Source organism: Streptomyces sp. NPDC016640, from assembly GCF_043076215.1.
GTDB lineage: Bacteria > Actinomycetota > Actinomycetes > Streptomycetales > Streptomycetaceae > Streptomyces.
Map to the genome: position 1 here is coordinate 13,821 of NZ_JBIBRG010000012.1, position 21,748 is coordinate 35,568.

Annotated in this window: 22 protein-coding genes; 11 read left to right on the plus strand and 11 right to left on the minus strand. The window is 73.8% G+C overall.

From position 1 onward, the window contains the following. Positions 1-25 precede the first annotated feature (25 nt). The 4 genes from ACF07S_RS23545 to ACF07S_RS23560 all read left to right on the plus strand — a co-directional run bounded on the left by ACF07S_RS23545 (position 26) and on the right by ACF07S_RS23560 (position 2,465). Positions 26-661, plus strand: coding sequence for an MBL fold metallo-hydrolase (locus tag ACF07S_RS23545; RefSeq protein ID WP_391975018.1), 636 nt, complete (start codon positions 26-28; stop codon positions 659-661). Between the two features lie 52 nt (positions 662-713). After that, positions 714-1,493, plus strand: a complete 780-nt coding sequence (locus ACF07S_RS23550) for an exodeoxyribonuclease III (RefSeq protein WP_391965592.1) — start codon at positions 714-716, stop codon at positions 1,491-1,493. Positions 1,494-1,569: 76 nt separating this feature from the next. Then, positions 1,570-1,977, plus strand: coding sequence for a DUF6278 family protein (locus tag ACF07S_RS23555; RefSeq protein ID WP_391965593.1), 408 nt, complete (start codon positions 1,570-1,572; stop codon positions 1,975-1,977). 191 nt (positions 1,978-2,168) lie between these two features. Then, positions 2,169-2,465 (plus strand): hypothetical protein, encoded by a 297-nt coding sequence (locus tag ACF07S_RS23560; protein WP_391975019.1) that lies wholly within the window; start codon positions 2,169-2,171, stop codon positions 2,463-2,465. A 279-nt stretch (positions 2,466-2,744) separates the two neighbouring features. On the opposite strand, the gene ACF07S_RS23565 is transcribed toward ACF07S_RS23560, so the two are convergent. Then, a complete protein-coding gene (locus tag ACF07S_RS23565; protein WP_391975020.1) occupies positions 2,745-3,500 on the minus strand; it encodes a hypothetical protein in 756 nt (251 codons plus the stop codon). Positions 3,501-3,651: 151 nt separating this feature from the next. On the opposite strand from ACF07S_RS23565, the gene ggt reads away from it, so the two are divergent. Beyond that, on the plus strand, positions 3,652-5,475 hold the full coding sequence (gene ggt / locus ACF07S_RS23570; protein ID WP_391975021.1) for a gamma-glutamyltransferase: 1,824 nt from the start codon (positions 3,652-3,654) through the stop codon (positions 5,473-5,475). A 48-nt stretch (positions 5,476-5,523) separates the two neighbouring features. Here the strand turns inward: ggt and ACF07S_RS23575 are convergent, their stop codons facing one another. From ACF07S_RS23575 to ACF07S_RS23595, 5 genes are all read right to left on the minus strand, one after another. Further along, positions 5,524-8,052: an ATP-dependent Clp protease ATP-binding subunit gene (locus ACF07S_RS23575; RefSeq protein WP_391975126.1), complete on the minus strand. Its 2,529-nt coding sequence runs from the start codon at positions 8,050-8,052 to the stop codon at positions 5,524-5,526. A gap of 260 nt (positions 8,053-8,312) precedes the next feature. Further along, complete coding sequence (locus ACF07S_RS23580) at positions 8,313-8,774, minus strand: lasso peptide biosynthesis B2 protein (RefSeq protein WP_391965597.1); 462 nt, start codon at positions 8,772-8,774, stop codon at positions 8,313-8,315. Next, positions 8,771-9,025 carry a lasso peptide biosynthesis PqqD family chaperone gene (locus ACF07S_RS23585; protein WP_391965598.1) on the minus strand — a complete coding sequence of 85 codons (255 nt, stop codon included), beginning with the start codon at positions 9,023-9,025 and terminating at the stop codon, positions 8,771-8,773. Before ACF07S_RS23585 ends, ACF07S_RS23580 begins: the two co-directional genes overlap by 4 nt. Positions 9,026-9,075: 50 nt before the next feature. Then, a complete protein-coding gene (locus tag ACF07S_RS23590; RefSeq protein WP_391975022.1) occupies positions 9,076-10,947 on the minus strand; it encodes a lasso peptide isopeptide bond-forming cyclase in 1,872 nt (623 codons plus the stop codon). 25 nt (positions 10,948-10,972) lie between these two features. Further along, entirely contained in the window at positions 10,973-11,083 is a 111-nt protein-coding gene (locus tag ACF07S_RS23595; protein WP_106409850.1) for a keywimysin-related RiPP, read from the minus strand. A gap of 571 nt (positions 11,084-11,654) precedes the next feature. Between ACF07S_RS23595 and ACF07S_RS23600 the strand changes: the two genes are divergently transcribed. The 6 genes from ACF07S_RS23600 (at position 11,655) to ACF07S_RS23625 (ending at position 18,020) form a co-directional block, all read left to right on the plus strand. Next, a complete protein-coding gene (locus ACF07S_RS23600) occupies positions 11,655-13,046 on the plus strand; it encodes a hypothetical protein (protein WP_391965600.1) in 1,392 nt (463 codons plus the stop codon). Between the two features lie 170 nt (positions 13,047-13,216). After that, a complete protein-coding gene (locus ACF07S_RS23605) occupies positions 13,217-14,059 on the plus strand; it encodes a nitrilase-related carbon-nitrogen hydrolase (protein ID WP_391965601.1) in 843 nt (280 codons plus the stop codon). Continuing rightward, positions 14,056-15,342 (plus strand): aspartate aminotransferase family protein, encoded by a 1,287-nt coding sequence (locus ACF07S_RS23610; protein ID WP_391975023.1) that lies wholly within the window; start codon positions 14,056-14,058, stop codon positions 15,340-15,342. Before ACF07S_RS23605 ends, ACF07S_RS23610 begins: the two co-directional genes overlap by 4 nt. A gap of 26 nt (positions 15,343-15,368) precedes the next feature. Further along, a complete protein-coding gene (locus tag ACF07S_RS23615; protein ID WP_391975024.1) occupies positions 15,369-15,572 on the plus strand; it encodes a hypothetical protein in 204 nt (67 codons plus the stop codon). A 31-nt stretch (positions 15,573-15,603) separates the two neighbouring features. Further along, the gene (gene hydA, locus ACF07S_RS23620; protein ID WP_391965603.1) at positions 15,604-17,007 is read left to right on the plus strand and encodes a dihydropyrimidinase; all 1,404 of its coding nucleotides are present in this window, start codon (positions 15,604-15,606) and stop codon (positions 17,005-17,007) included. Between the two features lie 11 nt (positions 17,008-17,018). Beyond that, on the plus strand, positions 17,019-18,020 hold the full coding sequence (locus ACF07S_RS23625; RefSeq protein WP_391965604.1) for a TIGR03842 family LLM class F420-dependent oxidoreductase: 1,002 nt from the start codon (positions 17,019-17,021) through the stop codon (positions 18,018-18,020). Positions 18,021-18,247: 227 nt separating this feature from the next. On the opposite strand, the gene ACF07S_RS23630 is transcribed toward ACF07S_RS23625, so the two are convergent. The 5 genes from ACF07S_RS23630 to crcB (ACF07S_RS23650) all read right to left on the minus strand — a co-directional run bounded on the left by ACF07S_RS23630 (position 18,248) and on the right by crcB (ACF07S_RS23650) (position 21,643). Beyond that, entirely contained in the window at positions 18,248-19,138 is an 891-nt protein-coding gene (locus tag ACF07S_RS23630; protein ID WP_391975025.1) for a CAP domain-containing protein, read from the minus strand. A 407-nt stretch (positions 19,139-19,545) separates the two neighbouring features. Beyond that, a complete protein-coding gene (locus ACF07S_RS23635; RefSeq protein WP_391975026.1) occupies positions 19,546-20,217 on the minus strand; it encodes a hypothetical protein in 672 nt (223 codons plus the stop codon). Positions 20,218-20,424: 207 nt separating this feature from the next. Continuing rightward, the gene (crcB, locus tag ACF07S_RS23640) at positions 20,425-20,799 is read right to left on the minus strand and encodes a fluoride efflux transporter CrcB (protein WP_391965607.1); all 375 of its coding nucleotides are present in this window, start codon (positions 20,797-20,799) and stop codon (positions 20,425-20,427) included. Then, on the minus strand, positions 20,796-21,164 hold the full coding sequence (locus tag ACF07S_RS23645; RefSeq protein WP_391975027.1) for a DUF190 domain-containing protein: 369 nt from the start codon (positions 21,162-21,164) through the stop codon (positions 20,796-20,798). The genes crcB (ACF07S_RS23640) and ACF07S_RS23645 overlap by 4 nt, the downstream gene beginning before the upstream one ends. Next, positions 21,161-21,643 (minus strand): fluoride efflux transporter CrcB, encoded by a 483-nt coding sequence (gene crcB, locus ACF07S_RS23650; RefSeq protein WP_391965609.1) that lies wholly within the window; start codon positions 21,641-21,643, stop codon positions 21,161-21,163. The genes ACF07S_RS23645 and crcB (ACF07S_RS23650) overlap by 4 nt, the downstream gene beginning before the upstream one ends. Between the last annotated feature and the right edge of the window lie 105 nt (positions 21,644-21,748).

Sequence of the window (21,748 nt, forward strand, 5' to 3'; positions counted from 1 at the left end):
GCGCGCACGGGGGCAGGATGGGCGTATGAAGCTCACGAAGAAGTCGCACTCCTGTGTCCGCCTGGAGAAGGACGGAGGCGTCCTCGTCCTGGACCCTGGAGCGTTCAGCGAGGAGGACGCCGCACTCGGCGCGGACGCCGTCCTGGTCACGCACGAGCACCCCGACCACTTCGACGAGGGCCGGCTGCGCAGCGCCCTGGAGGCCGATCCGGCCGTCGAGATCTGGACCCTGAAGTCGGTCGCGGAGCAGATCTCGGCGGCGTTCCCGGGCCGGGTGCACACCGTCGGCCACGGCGACACCTTCACCGCCGCGGGCTTCGACATCCAGGTCCACGGCGAACTGCACGCGGTGATCCACCCGGACATCCCGCGCGTCACCAACGTCGGCTACCTCGTCGACGGCGGGAAGCTCTTCCACCCCGGCGACGCGCTCACCGTCCCCGACCGGCCGGTCGAGACGCTGATGCTGCCCGTCATGGCTCCCTGGAACAAGATCTCCGAGGTCATCGACTACGTCCGCGAGGTGCGGCCGCGGCGCGCCTACGACATCCACGACGCCCTGCTCACCGACCTGGCCCGCCCCGTCTACGACCGCCAGATCGGCGCCCTCGGCGGCGCCGAGCACCTGCGGCTCGCCCCGGGGACCTCGGCCGAGGTGTGAGCCGGCGGGCGGCGGCCGGGGGCTGTCGGGGGCGGCGGGTAGGTTGTGGAGCATGCGCATCGCGACGTGGAACGTGAACTCGATCACCGCCCGCCTGCCGAGGCTCCTGGCCTGGCTGGAGAGCAGCGGCACGGACGTGCTGTGCCTCCAGGAGGCCAAGGTCGCCGAGGAGCGGTTCCCGGTGGAGGAGCTGAGGGAACTCGGCTACGAGGCGGCGGTGCACGCCACCGGCCGGTGGAACGGGGTGGCGGTGCTCTCCCGCGTCGGTCTGGCGGACGTCGTCAAGGGCCTGCCCGGCGACCCCGGTTACGACGGTACCGTGGAACCGCGTGCCCTCTCCGCGACCTGCGGCCCGGTCCGCGTCTGGTCGGTCTACGTGCCGAACGGCCGCGAGGTGGGCCACCCCCACTACGCCTACAAGCTCCAGTGGTTCGAGGCCCTGAAGACGGCCGTGGCCGGTGACGCGGCGGGCAGCCGCCCGTTCGCGGTCCTGGGCGACTACAACGTGGCCCCGACCGACGACGACGTCCACGACCGGGCCGCCTTCGAGGGCTCCACCCACGTCACCCCCGCCGAGCGCGCCGCCCTGGCCTCCCTGCGCGAGACCGGCCTGTCCGACGTCGTCCCGCGGCCGCTGAAGTACGACCACCCGTTCACCTACTGGGACTACCGCCAGTTGGGCTTCCCCAAGAACCGCGGCATGCGCATCGACCTGGTGTACGGCAACGCGCCCTTCGTCCAGGCGGTCTCGGACTCCTACGTCGACCGTGAGGAGCGCAAGGGCAAGGGCGCCTCGGACCACGCGCCGGTCGTGGTGGACCTGGACGTGTAACGGCCCGCGGCGCCGGCCGCCGTCCGGTCCCGCGCGCCTGTGGTGCACGGAGCGGTACGAATGACAGGCTGGAGGTATGAACATCCCCTTCCTGGGCAGCCGGCGCCGGAAGGCCGGGGTTCCCGGCCCCGAGGGCATCGCGGAACTCCTGGCCGAGTGCGAGTTGTTGCGCTCCCAGGCGTACCGGGCGGGTGTCCGGCTGGACGACTCCCCGGCCTCGTTGGCGGCGCTGGACCAGCTGGTCCCGGGCTGGCGGGACGACGAGGAGGCGTCGGCCTGGCTGGGTAACGACGCGGGGCTGTACCTCGGCACCGTCATCGTGCGCACCGTGCCGGGGGCCGCCTGGGAGATCCGGTCCGACGGGCAGCCGGTCGTGCGCCTCGCCGGCGGCCGGGAGTTCGACGTCGTCGACTCCGGACACGAATGGGCGGCCGACGGCGTGCCCGAGCTGTCGCAGCTGTACGCGGAGGTCGCGGAGGCGTGAGGCCCCGGCCGCCGGCCGCGAAGAGGCACGGGGCGAAGACGGGCGGGGACGGGCGGGGACGTGCGACCGGTGCGCAGACGGCCAGGGTAAATATGGCTAATGCCTGAAAAGTGCGTGTCGCGTCGTCCCGGCGATCTTGCCTGGATACGTTGCGGCGACCACCACACAGCTGAGAGTGAGTAGGGGTGGGTATGGTCGTCGATCCACTGATCGAGTCGCGTGACGTCAGCAAGTACTCCGGGGATCCGCGTGTCCCGCGGGACGGGGAGATGATCGACGGGGTCCTGGAGGCCGTGCATCAACCGGCCGGCGAGGGCATCACCATGATCGTGGTCACGCACGGGACGGGCTTCGCCCGCCCGGCCGCCCACCGTGTGGTCCTCACGGCCGACGGCCGGGCCGTCGAGGAGCGCACGCCCGAGAAGTCCTCCGGCGACCCGGACGGCGACCGGGCCGAGGACTTCCTCCCCACCATCCTCAAGCACTGAGCGGGATGACGTCCGGACCCCCGTCCGCCCGGACCTCGACTACCATGTTCCCTTCGTCCCGGAGAGGGAGGGGACTCCGTGTCGGAAGCGGGGACTCCACCACCGGGAGGGGGCCGCCCACACGGGCGGCGGATCACATCGGCCAGTCCCGTCCGGCGGCAGCCGGAGATCACTGCTCGCACAGCGCGGACCGACCCGCACCACGGTCGGTCGCCGCGAGGAGAAGGTCAGCTGCGCGCCGGACGGGTTGAGCCCGATGCCTCACCGGTGCGCGGGGGTTCAGCCCGCCCGGTGGTCCTTGCGCGGCGCGGGAGCCTTCAGCGGGGTCTGCGCGGCCTTGGTGACGTCCGCGACCAGTTCGACGACATCGGGGCCGTACGCCTGCGAGTTGATCACCTTCAGCAGCAGCACGAAGGAATGGGAACCGTGCTTGCGCGCCAGCCGCTCGTGGTGGCGGGCGAGATAGCGGGTGGCGGCCTGGTTGGTGATCGCACGCTGCCCGCAGAACAGGAACACCGGCCGCGTCTCGCGCCGTTCACCCGCGGTCAGCCGGGCCAGCAGCACGTACTCGGTGACGCCCGGGTCCATGCGGTAGCGCTCGCCGCCGATCTGGAAGGCGCCCCGGTCCGGGCCGGGCTCCGGATCGACGTTGACCCGCACCCCCGGCAGCATGGCCGCCATGTGGGCCACCATCCGCCGGTTCGAACCCGGACTCCCGACGCAGAACTCCGTGCGCTCGCCGAAGCCCTGGTGCGCCGTGTCCTGGGTGACCACCTGGACGTGCGCCCCGCAGTCCTTGATCAGCGCGGAGAGTTCGAGCAGCGAGAACACGTCGAAGCGGTGCACCGCCGGTTCCGCCGTCGCCGGATCGCGGTTGACGACGAGCAGCGACTCGGAGTTCGCCGGCAGGCCGAAGAACGTCTGCTTGCGCCGTAGCCTCCGCTTCCACAGATGGGTGCGGGCGAGCCAGCCCAGCGCGGCGCCGATGCCCGCGGCCACCACGCCCAGAACGATGTTGCGCACGTCGTCGGTCATGGGGGCGCATGCTAGCGGGCCGACGCAAACCCGTGTTCGACACGCGGGCCGGGAGCCGCCCCGGACGCCGTGACGGCACGCCCCGCGACCTCACCGGCGCGAGCACGGCCACGAACTAAGCTGCACGGACGTCCCCTTACCGGAGGTGCGGATGCGTCGCCCTGTCGTACGGAGTCTCGCGGTCCTGGCGGTCGGTGCCGCCGTGGTGTCGGTGGGGGCGGCGGCGCCGCCCGGGCGGGAACAACCCGACCGGCCCGACCGGCCCGCCCCGCACGCCCCCAAGGTCCCGGTGGCCGTCGGATACGGCGGCGCCGTCTCCAGCGTCGACCCCGACGCCTCCGCCGCCGGGATCGAGGTGCTGCGCGAGGGCGGCACCGCCGTCGACGCGGCCGTCGCCACGGCCGCCGCGCTCGGCGTCACCGAGCCCTACTCGGCCGGCATCGGCGGAGGCGGCTACTTCGTCTACTACGACGCGCGGTCCCGCGCCGTGCACACCGTCGACGGCCGCGAAACCGCCCCGCTGACCGCCGACTCCGGCCTGTTCCTGGAGAACGGCGAGCCCGTCCCGTTCGCCGAAGCCGTCAGCAGCGGTCTCGGCGTCGGCACCCCCGGAACGCCCGCCACCTGGCAGCGGGTGCTCGACGAGTGGGGCAACAACAGCCTGGACGCGGTCCTCGAGCCCGCCGAACGCCTCGCCCGCGACGGCTTCACCGTCGACGGCACCTTCCGCGAGCAGACCGCCGCCAACGAGACCCGCTTCCGCTACTTCCCGGACACGGCGCAGCTGTTCCTGCCGGGCGGTGAACTCCCGGTCGTGGGCTCCACCTTCAAGAACCCCGACCTGGCCCGCACCTACGCCGAGCTGCGCCGCAAGGGCGTCGACGCCCTCTACCGGGGCGACATCGCCCGGGACATCGTGAACACGGTCGACAAGCCGCCCGTGGACCCGGAATCCGGCTGGAACGCCCGCCCCGGCGAACTCTCCGCACGGGACCTCGCCGCCTACCGCACCAAGTCCCGGCCGCCCACCAGGACCTCCTACCGCGGCCTGGACGTCTACTCCGTCGCGCCCTCCTCCTCCGGCGGCACCACGGTCGGGGAGGCCCTCAACATCCTGGAACGGACCGACCTGTCCGAGGCGAGCGACGTCCGCTACCTGCACCGCCACATCGAGGCGAGCCGCATCGCGTTCGCGGACCGGGGCCGCTGGGTCGGCGACCCCGCATTCGAGGACGTACCGACGAAGGAACTCCTCTCCCAGCGGTTCGCCGACTCGCGCGGGTGCCTGATCGAGGACGACGCCGTCCTCACCAGCCCGCTCGCCCCCGGCGATCCGCGCGACCCCAGGCCCTGCGCGAGCGGCGGCACGGCGGCCCCGACGACGTACGAGGGCGAGAACACCACGCACCTGACCACCGCCGACCGGTGGGGCAACGTCGTCGCCTACACGCTCACCATCGAGCAGACCGGCGGCAGCGGCATCACCGTGCCCGGCCGCGGATTCCTGCTCAACAACGAGCTGACGGACTTCTCCTTCGCCCCGGCGAACCCGGCCGTGCACGACCCGAACCTGCCCGGACCCGGCAAGCGGCCCCGCTCGTCCATCTCGCCGACGATCGTCCTCGACCGGCACGACCGGCCGGTGGTGGCGCTCGGCTCGCCCGGCGGCTCGACCATCATCACCACCGTGCTGCAGACCCTCACCGGCTTCCTCGACCGCGGACTGCCGCTCGTCGACGCGATCGCCGCGCCGCGGGCCAGCCAGCGCAACACGGCGCGGACGGACCTCGAACCCGGCCTGTACGGCAGTGAGGTGCGGCGGAGTCTGGAGGCCATCGGGCACTCCTTCCGGGAGATCCCGGAGATCGGCGCGACCACCGGCGTCCAGCGGCTGCCGGACGGCACATGGCTCGCGGCCGCCGAGAAGGTCCGCAGGGGCGGCGGCTCGGCGATGGTCGTACGTCCTGCGCGGTAGGCCGCCCGCGGCGGTCCTCCCGGGGTCACGCCGGGGAGGCCGCCGCACTCACAGCTCGGGAGCCGGCGTCTCCCGCGTGCGGAACGTCAGGCGTCCGTCCTGCGCGTCGACCGTCACCCGGCCGCCCTCCTTGACACGGCCGTCCAGGAGCATCCGGGACAGCTGGTTGTCGACCTCCCGCTGGATGGTGCGGCGCAGCGGCCGGGCGCCGTACTCGGGCTGGTGGCCGCGCCGGGCCAGCCAGTCCACGGCCGCGTCGGTGAAGTCCACCGCGACGCCCTGGCCCTTCAGCCCGCGCCGTGTGCCCTCCAGCAGCAGGTCGGTGATCCGCCGCAGCTCCTCGGCGGTGAGCTGGCGGAACACCACGACCTCGTCGATCCGGTTGAGGAACTCGGGCCGGAAGTGCTCCCGCAGCGGCCGCAGGACCTGTTCGCGCCGCGCCTCCTCGTCCGCGTCCGCGCCGCCCGTGGCGAAGCCCAGGGTGGCACCGCGCCGGGTGATGGCCTCGGAGCCGAGATTGCTGGTCATCACGATGACACTGTGGGTGAAGTCCACCGTCCGGCCCTGCGAGTCGGTCAGCCGGCCGTCGTCGAGGACCTGGAGCAGGATGTTGAAGACGTCCGGATGCGCCTTCTCCACCTCGTCCAGCAGGAGCAGCGAGTACGGGTGCCGGCGCACGGCCTCGGTCAGCTGGCCGGCCTCCTCGTGGCCGACGTATCCGGGCGGGGCGCCGATCAGCCGGCTGACCGTGTGCCGCTCCTGGTACTCGCTCATGTCGAGGCGCACCATCCGGTCCTCGCTGCCGAACAGCGCCTCCGCGAGCGCCCGCGCCAGCTCCGTCTTGCCGACCCCCGTCGGCCCCAGGAACAGGAAACCGCCGATCGGCCGGTCCGGGCTGGCGAGGCCCGCGCGGGAGCGCAGCACCGCGTCCGAGACGACGCGCACCGCCTCCTCCTGGCCGACGACCCGCTGGTGCAGATGCCCCTCCAGGCCCAGCAGCCGGTCCTTCTCCTCCTCGGTGAGGCGGCTGACCGGGATGCCCGTCTGCCGGGACACGACCTCGGCGATCGCCTCGGCGTCCACCCACAGGCTCTGCCCCTCGTCGACCTCGCCGTCGCCGCCGGCGTCCGCGATCCGCCGCTTCAGCTCCACGATGCGGTCCCGCAACTGCGTGGCCCGCTCGTACTGCTCGTCGGCCACCGCCTGATCCTTGTCGCAGGTCAGCTGCTCGACCTCGCGTTCCATGGCCCGTACGTCCGTGCCCTTGGTGCGGGCCCGCAGCCGTACCCGGGCGCCGGCCTGGTCGATGAGGTCGATGGCCTTGTCGGGCAGCCGGCGGTCGCTGAGGTGGCGGTCGGACAGCTCCACCGCCGCCACCAGCGCCCCGTCGGTGTAGCGGACCTGGTGGTGGGCCTCGTACCGGTCCACCAGGCCGCGCAGGATCTCGATCGCGTCCGCGGGGGCCGGCTCCGGTACCAGGATCGGCTGGAAGCGGCGGGCCAGCGCCGCGTCCTTCTCGATCCTGCGGTACTCGCCCAGCGTCGTCGCGCCGACGACGTGCAGCTCACCGCGGGCCAGGGCGGGCTTGAGGATGTTGCCCGCGTCCATCGAGCCGCCCTCGCCGCCACCCCCGGCGCCGACGACCGTGTGCAGCTCGTCGATGAAGACGATCAGTTGGTCGGAGTGGGAGCGGATCTCCTCGATGATGGTGGTCATCCGCTCCTCGAAGTCGCCCCGGTAGCGGGTGCCGGCGACCACCGCCGTCAGGTCCAGGGCGACCACGCGCCGTCCGAGGAGCACGTCGGGCACGTCCCCCTCGGCGATGCGCTGGGCCAGCCCCTCCACGACGGCGGTCTTGCCGACGCCCGCGTCACCGATGAGCACCGGGTTGTTCTTGCCGCGCCGGGAGAGCACCTCCACGGTCTGCTCGATCTCCTGGTCCCGTCCGATCACCGGGTCGATACGGCCCTCGCGGGCCAGCGCGGTCAGGTCGCGGCCGTACTTGTCCAGGGTCGGCGTGCCCGTGGCGGGACGGGGACGCTCGGGCCGGGAGGGCGGTGCCTCCTGCGCCTCCGGCGGGCCGGAGGGGGCGAACCGGGCCGCGTTGAGGATGTGCCCGGCGGCCGAGTCGGGATTGGCGGCCAGTGCGCTGAGCACGTGTTCCGGGCCGATGTAGCCGGCGCCGCTCGCCCGGGCCAGCTCGTGCGCGTCCAGCAGGGCCCGCTTGACGGCGGGTGTCAGGGACAGCGACGTCGGCGGCGGGACGTCGCCCGGACCGTGCTGGACCGGCCCCGACCGGTCGTCGATCTGCGACGCCAGCGAGTCGGGGTCCGCGCCCGCCCGGCTGAGCAGGCTCCGGGTCGGCTCGGCGGCGAGGGCGGCGCGCAGCAGGTGCTGGGTGTCCAGGTCCCGGCTGCCGTGCTCGGCGGCGTACTGGGCGGCGCCGCGCACCAGTTCCCGGGCGGGCTGGCTGAGCAGCCGGCCGATGTCGATCTGGCGGGGGCGCTGGCCGCCGAAGAAGCGGGCGAGGAATTCCGCGAAGGGGTCGCCCTCGGGGCCGACGAAACCACTCGTCATCGTCATCCGTTCCTTCGCTGAGGAGACGTGCCGGGGCTGGGTGACCCGGTCCGGGCTCGCTCAAGCCACGATGACACGTTCCGCGGGGGCGGGCACGTCCAGGCAGGTGCCGGGGAACGCCCCGCGGCCGCTTCCCGGGCGGCGTCCCGCACGACGGTGGCCGGCGCCGCTCCCCGGCTCGCGTCCCGGGTGCGGACCGGGCTCGTCCGGCGGCGCCGAGGGCCGGGCCGGCGGGCGGTGGCCGGTTGCCGGGCCCGCGGTCAGCGGTGCGGTCGGCGGTGCGGTCGGCGGTGCGGTCGGCGGGAGGGCGGTTCGACGGAGACCAGCCGGGCGAAGTAGCCGTCGGGCACGCCTTCGCCGACCGGGCGGCCCTCCGCCTCGATCCAGGCGTGGGCGGTGAAGGGCGGTACCACGCGGACCCCGGCGCACCAGGTCGGCCACGTGCCTCCGAGCCGGCACAGCAGCGCGGCGCCCAGGGAACGCGGCAGGCACCCCTTCGGCCCGGTGCAGCGCAGGCTGACCGCGCACAGGGCGTCCCGGGCGGCCCCGGCCTGCACGGCGGTGGCGGGTGCCGCGCCGCGGCGCAGGACGCGGAGCACCGCGCGGATACGGCGCGGCGGCAGCAGGGCGAGCAGGACGGCGGGCAGCAGGACCGAACGGGCCGCCACGCGCCGGCCGAGCGGCACCCCGGTGGGCCGTTCCAGTGCGCTGGGCGTCGTCATGAGGCCAGCCCCGCCTCGCGCAGGTCGGCGACGAGGCCCTGGACGTCCCGCAGGGCCTGCGCCCGCTCGATGTCGAACTCGCGGACCAGCGCGGCGGCCGCGTCCGCCGCCTCGCCGCCGTCCAGCAGGGTGCGCACCACCAGGGTGGCCGTCGGATTCAACTCCCAGTAGGTGCCGGCCCGTTCGTCCAGGAGGACGGTGCCGTAGCCGGTCTCGGCCGTGGAGACGTGGGCGTCGAAGCGCAGGGGCATGGGACATCGCCTTTCTGTGCCGCGGGGCGGGACCGCGCGGCCGCGGAGGGCTACGGGATACGGGAGCCGGTGCCGGCACGGGAGTCGCCGCGGCTGCGGGCCAGCCCGCGCAGCCACACCTCGGCGGCGATCGTCGAGTAGAGGATGGCGTCGGACAGCCCGGGGGAGGCGGGCCGCCGGGCGAGGCGGCGCAGCTCGGCCCCGTCCACCAGACCGAGCCGCTCCAGGTGGGAGTCCTCCCACAGCGCCAGCAGGTCGGCGCGGTTCTCGCGCAGCCCGTTGGAGGCGTCCATGGAGGCCGTGGCCTTGGTCGTCCGGCGCAGGCACGGCTCGGGAACCACTCCGCTCATCGCGGTGGTCAGCACCGGCTTGTACCGGAAGGGGGTGACGCGCTCGGCCGGGCGCACGGCGAGGAACGCCTCGACGACCCGGTCGTCGAGGAAGGGCGAGGCCATCGGCAGGCCGGTGCGGGCCGCCATGTGGTCCCACTGCCTGATGACACGCGTGGTGGAGCGGATCTGCTCCAGGTCCGCGTGCATGCCCCGGTCGGGGTGCAGGGGCGTGACCGTCGCTGCGGCGTCGAGCAGTGCCCGCCGCGCCAGGTGCCCGGCGTCCGCGGTCGCCCAGCCGAACAGGCGGGGCGCCGTGCCCCAGCCGAGTCCCGTGGCGACCGAGGACGTGGCCGCCGGCTCGCGCAGCCGGCCGGCTGCGTCGGCGAGCCACTGCCGGTACGGCCGTGTGTCGGCCAGGGCGCGGACGGTGCCGCCGAGCGGCCACTGCCACAGGGCCCGGAACCCGCGCAGCTGCCGCAGGGCGTCCAGCGGGCGGGTGCGCAACAGCCGGTGGTAGTACGCCTCGGAGCACCAGGCCACGTGATCGCCGCCGATGCCGGTCAGATGGACGCGGCTGCCGCGGGCGGCGAGTCCCGGCAGGTGGTACAGGGCCCGGGAACGGTCCATGACGCCGATGGTGGGTTCGTCCAGGACGTCGTCGACGGCGAGCAGGTCGTCGTAGACCAGCGGCGAGGCGTCGGCGTCCCAGACGACGTGTTCGACGTCGGGGAGGTGCCGCGCCGCCTGCTCGGCCCAGTACAGGTCGGTGTCCGCGGGGTCGCGTCCGGGCCAGGTGCCGGCCACCACGCGCGCGGGGGAGCGGTCGGCGAGGAAGCAGACCGAGGTGGAGTCCAGCCCGCCGGACAGGTCGCAGCTGACCACGCCGCCCCGCCGGGTGCGCGCGTCGACGGCTTCCCGGAGCGCCTCACGGACCGGGCCGGCCGCCGCCGCCAGCGGTACGACCGGCTCCGGCGGCGTCCACCAGCGGGTGTGCCGGGCGGTACGCCCGTCCGCGGCGACGACCACCGCGTCCTGCGGGGGTACGGCGGTGACCGCGGGCCACAGGGACGTCTCGTACAGCGGGTACGGGGCGGGCCACAGCAGCCGGACGGCCAGTTCGGCGGGATCGGGGTCGAGGCCGAGGACTTCGGCGAGCACGTCGGCGCGGGTGGCGGCGACCCTCGTGCCGGCGATCTCCGCGTGGAAGACCAGCCGGAGGCCGGAGGCCGTGCCCTGTACCCGCGTCGTTCCGTCGAGGGCGGCCACCAGGTGGAAGCTGCCCGGCAGGGAGCGGGCCAGCTCGCCGACCTCGGCGAGGTCGCGCAACCGGGCTGCCTTGCGCAGCAGTTCGTCCCTCTCCACGGGGCAGCAGCCGATGACGGCCAGGGCGGTGTCACCGGCGCGCACCGCGACGGCCTCGTCGTCGTGCCAGTGGCCGACCAGCCAGGGCCGGCCCGATGGATGGTTCACGGTCCGGCAGCCGGGCCGGGCGAAGGAGCGGGCCGCGGCGGCCGCCTCCTCGCGGTCGGTGAAGACCGCGAAGTGCGCGTCGCCGGGGCCCGTCCCCGCACTTGCGTGCAGTGGTGTCATGAGGTCGGGTCGGTACCGTCGTCCGTCAGTTCTTGCTCAGGATCAGACGGTCGTTGCCGTGCTTGCCCAGGAGCCCGGTCTCCTTGCGGAAGGTGCCGAGACGGACGAGGGTCGGCGCTTCGTATGCCTTCTTCATGACTCTCCTCGCGTGCTGACTGCTCGGACCGTCCCCCTCGTCGACGTGCCCCGGCTCATCGGGAGCCGAGGGCGGGGAACGGTGCGGCATCCAGCTAGCGGCAGAGCGGCGGGGCCGGGCAAGAAGATCCGGAAAAGTATGACCATGTGCCAATGGCGGACGGTTCCGCTTGCCGGCCGCTCCGGTTCCGTCCGCCCGGCGGGCCACGCGGTGGGGGACGGACTCGGGCGTACGTGTGGAGGCACGTTGCCGTCTGGGCTTCCACGTCGGCCGGTCCGGCCGGCGTACCGGTTCCGGCGCCGGTTCCGGAGGGGAGCCGCCGGGGGGCGCCCACGGTCCGACGGTGCGCACCACGCCCTTCCGTTCCACGAGTGGGGGGAGAGCGGCGAACACGCCCGGGCTGTCGACGGACCGGCCGGCGGGGCGCCGCGCGCCGAACGGCCCGGTCGCCGCCCGGGTCCGGGCCCCGGTGCCCGGCTCGCATCCCGCCGGAAAACTCTCCGTAGCGCCGCCGTAACACGACGGGTGTTACCTACGGAGCCGAGAACTCCGAACCTGACGGGAGTCGGTTATGGAAGCGGAGCAACTCCCGGAACCGATCCGGGAGTTCACTGACCACCTGCGGGGTCTGCTGGCGCGCCTGGACCGGTCCGGCGGCTGGTGCGCGGTGTTCTGGCAGCGGGACCCCGACGGCATGCGGGCCTGCCTCGACGGACGCGAGCCGCCGCCCTGGGACGTGGTGGAGTCGCTGCTCCAGGACCTCGCCGCCGGGTACGGTCCCGGCGCCGCCGCGGCCGAGGCCCCGGCGGCCCGCTCCCTGCACGCGGCCGCGCTGGCCGCGTACGACGCCCGTCCCGGGGCCCGGGACGCCCTGGGCGACCGGCTCGACGTCATGCTGCGCGAGCAGAGGTACGCGGCGGAGCGCCGGGCGGAGCTGGCCCTGCGGCTGGCCTCGGCCACCACCCGCGAGGAGGCCGACGCCCTCGGTCTCGACCTCGCCTGGGCCGACGACGACCACCGCCGCGCCACGGCCCGGTGCGCGGAGATCACCGCCCGCCTGACGTCCCTCGAGCGACGCGAGGGGACGGCCGGACGGCCGCCGCCGATACGCTCCGACGCGCCGGACGCGCCGGACGCGCCGGACGTGCCCGGCAGGCCCGAAGACCGGCACCCGGCCCCCGGCCCCCACTCGTCCGGCCGGCACGGCCCCGGAGCCGCGCACTCCGCCCCCGCCCCCGCCCCCGGGCGGCGCGGACGACGGCGGGGCGGGGCCCGGTTCGCCGGGGCGGTGGACGAGGAGGCCGGCCCCCTTCCCGTGCCCCCGGCGGCCGTACCGGGGCCGCCCGCAGCCGCGCCCGCCGCACGCGGAGCGCGCTTCGCCGGTGCCGCCCGGGCCGTGGGGGAGGAGCCGCGGGCCGAGCGGCGCGTCGAGGCGGCGGACCGGCGGGAGGCCGGACGGATCGTCGGGGTGCTCGCCCGGTTACGGGCCGAGGGTCGCGGCGGGGAGGCGCACGCGGTGCTGAGCGAGGCCGCTCACTGGCCCGCCGTCCGGTTCCCGCTGCTCGCGGACGAGATGGCGCGGGCCGGGCTGGGGGCCGACTGGGCGACCCTGCTGTGGGAGGCCGCCTCGCTGCCCGCCGACCGGCTGGTCGCCGCGGCCGACGCGCTCACCGGGGCCGGCCGCGCGCAGGACGGGGAGCGGATCCTGCGCCAGGGCGTCGTGCGGCCGGCCGGCGAGATCGGGCGGGCCGTACTCGCCCTGACCGCCCGGGAGCGGCACCGCGAGGCGGGGGCGCTGCTCGACGCCTGCGTCCGGATGCGCACCCCCGAGGACGCGGCCCGCACGGCCGCCGAGGACCCGCGACGCCTCGTCCCCCTGCTCCTCACCGCGGCCCGGGGAGTCTCCGAGGAGCGGCACCGGGACCTGCTGCACGCCCTGCGCGTCGCGGGACTGGCCGCCTGACCGGATCCGGCGGCCCGGGCCGGCTCACCCACCGGGGTGTCAAACACGATCGACTCCGGGGCCCGGACGACGATGGTCTTGGCAAGGCCGTCCGAGAGGCTTACGTTCGTCCCCCTACGGCCCGTTTCCACGGGGGCGGAGGCGCTGACGCCGCGTCGAAGGAGCAGCTCATGACCCACGTCGTACGTGCCGCTCTGGTCCAGGCGACCTGGACCGGCGACACCGAGTCCATGCTGGTCAAACACGAGGAGCACGCCCGCGCGGCGGCCCGGCGGGGTGCGCGGGTCATCGGGTTCCAGGAGGTGTTCAACTCCCCCTACTTCTGCCAGGTGCAGGACCCCGGGCACTACCGCTGGGCCGAGCCCGTGCCCGACGGGCCGACCACCCGCCGGATGCGGGAGCTGGCCCGTGAGACCGGCATGGTGATCGTCGTGCCGGTGTTCGAGATCGAGCAGTCGGGCCACTACTACAACACCGCGGCCGTGATCGACGCCGACGGCACCGTCCTGGGCAAGTACCGCAAGCACCACATCCCGCAGGTCAAGGGCTTCTGGGAGAAGTTCTACTTCCGCCCCGGCAACCTCGGCTGGCCGGTCTTCGACACCGCCGTCGGCAAGGTCGGCGTCTACATCTGCTACGACCGGCACTTCCCGGAGGGCTGGCGGCAACTCGGCCTCAACGGCGCCCAGCTGGTGTACAACCCGTCCGCCACCCACCGCGGCCTCTCGTCCCACCTGTGGCGGCTGGAGCAGCCGGCGGCGGCCGTCGCCAACGAGTACTTCGTCGCCGCGATCAACCGCGTGGGCGTGGAGGAGTACGGCGACAACGACTTCTACGGCACCTCGTACTTCGTCGACCCGCGCGGACAGTTCGTCGGCGACGTCGCCAGTGACAGCAAGGAGGAACTCGTGGTCCGCGACCTGGACTTCGGCCTCGTCGAAGAGGTGCGGCAGCAGTGGGCCTTCTACCGCGACCGGCGCCCCGACGCCTACGAAGGGCTGGTGCGGCCGTGACCGACGACCTCCTGGGCCGCCACCGCTCCGTGCTCCCCGACTGGCTCGCCCTCTACTACGAGGAGCCCATCGAGATCACCCACGGCGAGGGCCGCCACGTCTGGGACTCCGCGGGCAACCGCTACCTCGACTTCTTCGGCGGCATCCTCACCACCGCGACCGCCCACGCCCTGCCCGAGGTCACCAAGGCGGTGAGCGAGCAGGCCGGGCGGATCCTGCACTCCTCCACCCTCTACCTCAACCGGCAGATGGTGGAACTGGCGGAGCGCATCGCCCAGTTGAGCGGCATCCCGGACGCCCGGGTCTTCTTCACCACCTCCGGCACCGAGGCCAACGACACCGCCCTGCTGCTCGCCACCACCCACCGGCGCAGCAACACGGTGCTGGCGATGCGCAACAGCTACCACGGCCGCTCCTTCAGCTCGGTCGGCATCACCGGCAACCGCGGCTGGTCCCCGACCTCGCTCACCCCGCTGCAGACGCTGTACGTGCACGGCGGGGTGCGCACCCGGGGCCCGTTCGCCGACCTCGACGACTACGACTTCGTCGCCGCCTGCGTCGACGACCTGAAGGACCTGCTCGGCCACACCCGCCCGCCCGCCGCGCTGATCGCCGAGCCGATCCAGGGCGTCGGCGGCTTCACCTCGCCGCCCGACGGCCTGTACGCGGCCTTCCGCGAGGTGCTGCACGAGCGGGGCATCCTGTGGATCTCCGACGAGGTGCAGACCGGCTGGGGCCGCACCGGCGAGCACTTCTGGGGCTGGCAGGCCCACGGCCGCGGCGGGCCGCCCGACATGCTGACCTTCGCCAAGGGCATCGGCAACGGCATGTCCGTCGGCGGGGTCGTCGCCCGTGCCGAGATCATGAACTGCCTGGACGCCAACAGCATCTCGACGTTCGGCGGCACCCAGGTCACCATGGCGGCGGGCCTGGCCAACCTCACCTACCTGCTGGAGCACGACCTCCAGGGCAACGCCCGCCGGGTCGGCGGCCTGCTCATCGAGCGGCTGCGGGCCGCCTGCGCCCAGGTGCCGGCCGTCCGGGAGGTACGCGGACGCGGACTGATGATCGGCATCGAGCTGACGAAGCCCGGCACCGACGAGGCCCACCCCGAGGCGGCGTCCGCCGTCCTCGAGGCGGCCCGCGAGGGCGGCCTGCTCATCGGCAAGGGCGGCGGCCACAGCACCAGCGCCCTGCGCATCGCCCCGCCGCTGTCCCTCAACGTCGCGGAGGCCGAGGAGGGCGCCGCGATCCTCGAGAGCGCCCTGAGGAGCATCCGGTAGCGGCACACCGAGCAGAAGGACCCGCCATGACCACCTGGGAGTCACCGGCACCGGCACCGGCCCGCTCGGTCCGGCAGGTCCCCGCGCCGTGCTCCTCGGACTCGGCCGTGCTCCCAGGACTCGGCCGTGCCTTCCCCGCTCCGCCGGGGGCGATGCGGCGCGTGGCGGCGCGCAGCGGACCGCACCGTGACCGTGCCCCCGGCGCCCACGTGCCGCTGACCGCACCCTGACAGCCCCGAGCACGCGAGGAGAGGGAGCAGCATGAGCAGCCGTACCGTCGTCCGGGGTGGCCTCGTCGTCACCGCCTCCGACGAGATCCACGCCGACGTCCTGATCGAGGACGGCCGCATCGCCGCCCTCGCCGCCTCCGGCACCCCGGCCGCCGAGTCGTTCAGCGCCGCGCGGACCATCGACGCCACCGGGAAGTACGTCCTTCCGGGCGGCGTCGACGCCCACACCCACATGGAGCTGCCGTTCGGCGGCACCTTCGCCTCCGACACCTTCGAGACGGGCACCCGGGCCGCCGCCTGGGGCGGTACGACCACCATCGTCGACTTCGCCGTGCAGAGCGTCGGGCACTCCCTGCGCCAGGGCCTGGACGCCTGGCACGCCAAGGCGGAGGGCAACTGCGCGATCGACTACGGCTTCCACATGATCGTTTCGGACGTCAACGCCGGGACGCTGAAGGAAATGGACCTCCTGGTGGAGGAGGGAGTCACGTCGTTCAAGCAGTTCATGGCGTATCCCGGGGTCTTCTACTCCGACGACGGGCAGATCCTGCGCGCCATGCAGCGCTCCGCCGGGAACGGCGGACTGATCATGATGCACGCCGAGAACGGCATCGCCATCGACGTCCTCGTCGAACAGGCCCTGGCCCGCGGCGAGACCGACCCCCGCTTCCACGGCGAGGTGCGCAAGGCCCTGCTGGAGGCCGAGGCCACCCACCGCGCCATCCGGCTCGCGCAGGTCGCGGGGGCCCCGCTGTACGTGGTGCACGTCTCCGCGACGGAGGCGGTCGCCGAGCTGGCCCGGGCCCGCGACGAGGGGCTGAACGTCTTCGGTGAGACCTGCCCGCAGTACCTGTTCCTGTCCACCGACAACCTCGCCGAGCCGGACTTCGAGGGCGCCAAGTACGTGTGCAGCACCCCGCTGCGGCCCAGGGAGCACCAGGCCGCGCTCTGGCGGGGACTGCGCACCAACGACCTCCAGGTGGTCTCCACCGACCACTGCCCCTTCTGCTTCGTGGGCCAGAAGGAACTCGGCCGCGGCGACTTCTCCAGGATCCCCAACGGCCTCCCGGGCGTGGAGAACCGCATGGACCTGCTCCACCAGGCCGTGCTCGACGGGCACCTCACCCGCCGCCGCTGGATCGAGATCGCCTGCGCCACCCCGGCCCGGATGTTCGGTCTCTACCCCAAGAAGGGCACGATCGCGCCGGGCGCCGACGCCGACGTCGTGATCTACGACCCGCACGCCGAACAGGTCATCTCCGCCGGCACCCACCACATGAACGTCGACTACTCGGCCTACGAGGGCAAGCGGGTCACCGGCCGGGTCGAGACCGTCCTCTCGCGCGGCGTCCCCGTCATCACCGGGCGGGAGTACACCGGGCGCGCCGGACACGGCGTCTACACCCCCCGTGCCACCTGCCAGTACCTCACCTAGGAGCGCCGCGCATGGACTTCGGACTCGTACTGCAGACCGACCCGCCGGCCTCGCGGGTGGTCAGCCTGATGAAGCGCGCCGAACGCAACGGCTTCACCCACGGCTGGACCTTCGACTCCGCCGTACTGTGGCAGGAGCCCTTCGTGATCTACAGCCAGATCCTGGCCGGCACCACGGGACTGAAGGTCGGCCCGATGGTCACCAACCCGGGCACCCGCACCTGGGAGGTCACCGCCTCCACCTTCGCCACCCTCAACGACATGTTCGGCAACCGCACCGTCTGCGGCATCGGCCGCGGCGACTCCGCCATGCGCGTCGCCGGACGCAGACCCACCACCCTGGCCCGCCTGGGCGAGGCGATCGACGCGATCCGCGATCTCGCCGAGGGACGCGAATCCGAGGTCGACGGGCAGCCGCTGCGGATCCCGTGGGTGCGGAACGGGAGGCTGCCCGTCTGGATGGCGGCGTACGGGCCCAAGGCGCTCGCCCTCGCCGGGCGGAAGGCCGACGGCTTCATCCTCCAGCTCGCCGATCCGTATCTGACCGAGTGGATGGTGAAGGCCGTCCGCGCCGCGGCGGCGGAGGCGGGGCGCGACCCCGCCTCCGTCACCGTCTGCGTCGCCGCCCCGGCCTACGTCGGTGACGACCTGGCGCACGCCCGTGAGCAGTGCCGCTGGTTCGGCGGCATGGTCGGCAACCACGTCGCCGACCTGGTCGCCCGCTACGGCGAGCACTCCGGCATGGTCCCCGAGGCGCTGACGGCGTACATCAAGGAACGGCACGGCTACGACTACAGCCACCACGGGCGGGCCGGAAACCCGTCCACGGACTTCGTACCCGACGAGATCGTGGACCGGTTCTGCCTGCTCGGGCCGGCCGGGGCGCACATCGAGAAGCTGGAGGCACTGCGCGGGCTGGGGGTGGACCAGTTCGCCGTGTACGACATGCACGACGCGCAGGAGACGACGATCGACGCGTACGGCGCGGAGATCATCCCGGCACTCAGCCGCTGACCGGCGCCCCTGCCGAAGGACACGCCCCCGACCGCGGCCGTCCCGCCCGTGCCGCCCGGGAACCCCGTCCCCGACCCGGCGGGACGCGCCGGGCTCCCGCCGCGTGCGACTTCACGGCCCTGTGGGTGGGGACGGCGCACGACACCCCCACCCGGCTCCTCGCCTCCGGCGCCCGTCGTGCACGTCGCGCCGGCGGCGGGGCACCGGCGCGCGCGAGCGTACGGCGGCTACCGCGCCGTGCCGAAGTCCTGGGTCCAGTAGCCGCCCGGCTGCGCGAGACCGACGCCGATCTCCTTGAACGCGCAGTTGACGATGTTCTCCCGGTGGCCCGGACTGGTCATCCAGCCGGCCATCACCTGCTCGGGAGTGGAGTAGCCGTAGGCGACGTTCTCGCCGTAGGTGCTCCAGTCGTAGCCGGCGCGTGTGATGCGGTCGCCGGGCGAGGAGCCGTCCGAGCCGGTGTGGGACATGTTGCCGCTCGCCGCCATGTCCTCGCTGTGCTTCTGCGCGGCCTCGGTGAGGGTGGCGTTCACCTTCACCGGGGAGCAGCCGGCCTTGCCGCGCTCGGCGTTGACGAGTTCCACGACCCCGGCGACGGCCCCGGAGGCCTGGGTGCCGCCCGTCGCGGCGGGACTCGAAGCACCGGCGGTGGGCTCGGGGGCGGCCGTGGTGGGCTTCGGGGCCGCCGTCGTGGGCTTGGGAGCCGCCGTGGTGGGTTCGGGGGCCGTGGTGACGGGACGGGAGGTGGATGCCTCGGGGGCCGTCTTCTTCGGCTTCTGCGACGGCTTGTGCGTCGGCTTCTGTGACGGCTCGGCGCTGCTGTGCTCCGGCGCGCCGGTCGTCGAAGGGCTCGCGGTGGCCGACGGCGTGCCCGTCGGTGTGCCCGTCGGTGCCGCCGTGGGCTCGCCGTGCCGCTGGTTGCTCCACCGGCCGTACCGGTCGGGGCCGCCCCACCTGTGGCCGGCCGTGTCCGGGCCGGCGGTGCTCCGCTCCTGCCGTTCCCCGCCGGCGGGCCAGTCGGTACAGGCCATGGCGACGGAGGGTATGCCTATGACGCCCATGGCGACCGCCGCGACGACCGTCCGCCGGTACTTCTGCTGATGACGATGCTTGCCCATGAGTGGCCTCACCCCTGCTGTCCGGAGGCTGGTCATTCTTGGGACGGCCCGGCACCGGGCGCAAAGGGCGGTTCTACTACTGCGTCTCGTAGCTCCCCGGGGGTCTTGCGGCGGGCGGAGCGGCGTGCAGACCTGCCCGCGGCGGAGCTTCCACAGCGCCTGCCGCCCCGTCAGAAACCGTCGTTCGGCGAAGAAGCCCCGACCCGCGACCACTCACCGGATCACCCCTCCCCTCGGCCCGTCCCGCGTTCGCGGCAAGACGGACAAGTCCCCCATCTCGTCGGCGCCGCTTCTACTAAGCGTCCCGTGCAGATCGGGAGTACGGTGTGAGGGATGTCACGGAATCGTCAATTCCGTATCGGTGTGCGAGGCCGGCGAGCGCACCCGGCCGGGCGCGGACCGCCGGGTCAGCCCCGCCCGTCCGCCAGGGCCGCGACCGCCTCCGCGGCGGCCTTGATGGCACCCTTGTTGATCTCGTCCGTGCTCGGCGCCTTCTTCGACTCGAAGTCGCTGCCGTTGTACGTCACGATCACCAGCGCGTTGGCGGCGCGGGCCACCACCACGCCCTCCCGGGTCTGCTGCTCGTCCTCGGTGGCGAGGTCCACGACGGAGTACGCCTCGTCCCCGAGCCCGGGGACCGGGCCTCCGCCGCTCCTGTCCTCCAGGCGCCCCCGGTACGAACCCGCCGCCGCCTCGTCCGACGCCAGCACCTCGAAGGACACGTCGAGCCAGCGGTACTCGTACCCCTTGAGCGCGTTCCAGGAACAGGTGCGGCGCAGTTCGGCGTCCGTGGACGCTATCTCCTTGCCGGCCGTCTTCGCGCCCGGAACGAGGGACTTGACGGTCTTTCCGGTGATGCTGTCACACGGTGCGGGCGCGGCGGTGTACGTCTTCGGCACCTGCGTCGCCGACGGGGCGGAGGCGGGGGCGGACTGGGTTCCCGTCGTCCCGGTGGGCTTCTGCTCGGCGGCCTGCGGCGCGGCGAGCGGGCCGGACGACAGCGCCCAGCCTGCCGCGGCGAGGACGATCACCGGGGACAGCCGCACGGTCAGGGCGATCGGCAGAGGAAAGGAACGCACGGCGCACTTCTCGAGGGGGACGGTGCGGAAGGGGTCCGCACTGCGGACGGGACGTCAGTGTCACACGCATCCCCGTGGTGCGAAAGGGTCAACTCGCTCCGTGGGCACGCGGTGACGGTGGCGCACCGCCGGGCGGAGTGATTCGCCGCGATTGCTCCGCGAACGGGTGATGTGCGGACGGGGCGGGGTGCGCGGGCGGTCACCCGCTCAGGCCCAGAGCACCCGCGCGAGGCCGGCGCCGGCGAACGCGGCACCGAGCCCGGCGACGACGCCGGCGGCCACATTGGCGGCCGCGAGGAACCGCGCCCCGGTCTCGGCCAGCCGCAGGGTCTCGTAGGAGAAGGTCGAGTAGGTGGTCAGCGCTCCGCAGAACCCGGTGCCGATCAGCAGCCGCACCGGGTCCGACGCGGCGCCGTGGGCCACCGCGCCGGTCAGCACACCGAAAACCAGGCAGCCGACGACGTTCACGGTGAAGGTGCCCCAGGGGAACAGGGTGTCGTGCCTGGCCCGGACCGCCCGGTCGGTCAGATACCGCAGCGGTGCCCCGACCATGGCGCCGGCGACGACGAGCAGCCAGTTCACGCCTCGCCCCCCTCGTCCCGCTGCTTCCCGTCCCGGCCGGCGAGGCGGGCGACCTCGCAGTCGTCGAGGATCACCGGCCCCCCGGTGACCGGCTCGTCCGGCTGCGGCAGGAAGGCGCGGACGCGTTCCTCGACGTCGGCGATGACGACGGCCACCGGCAGGTCCCCGCTCAGCGGCAGCAGCCGGCTGGCGTGGATCGGGGAGGAGGCGCCGGAGCCCCCGATGCCGCGGAAGACGCTCGCCCCCGCCGGTCCGGCCCGGTGCGCGCGGCGGACGATCTCGCTGGACAGGGGCCGGTGGCGGTAGGTGTCGTGCTCCCCGACGAAGACCGCCACCCGCAGTGCGGTGCCGTGCGGCCGTGTCACGCCCGCCTCCGCGGCAGCAGCCGGCGGGTGCCGGCCGCCCCGCACCACACCGCCGCGATCGCGGCCGGCACGGTGGCCGCCAGATAGGCCAGGCCGGTGCGGGCGTGGCCGTCCGCCACCAGGCGCTGGACGTCCACGGCGTAGGTCGAGAAGGTGGTGAACCCGCCCAGGACGCCGGTACCGAAGAAGGGCCGCACCAGGCGGTGCGCGGCCCGGACGTCGGTGACGATCACCATGAGGACGCCGATGGCCGCGCATCCGGCCGTGTTGACCGCCAGTGTGGCCCAGGGGAAGCCGGTGGCGGGAGTGGGCCACAGCAGCGAGACTCCGTAGCGGGCCGCGGCCCCGAGCCCGCCGCCGAGCGCGACGGCGGCGATCACGGACGCCTGTCCGCGGGCGGGCACGCGGCTCGGGACGAGCGGCGGCGGCGTGATCGTGCGGTCGGCGGGTTCGGCGATTCTGCCGGGGGAAGCTGCCATGGTCGTGCGTCTCCTACTCGTGTCCTCGCCCGGGCACACGGGCGGGAGCCATCACCAGTAGGGACTGTCGGCGGCATACGTGCTGCGGTTCGGGTGCGGCGAGCC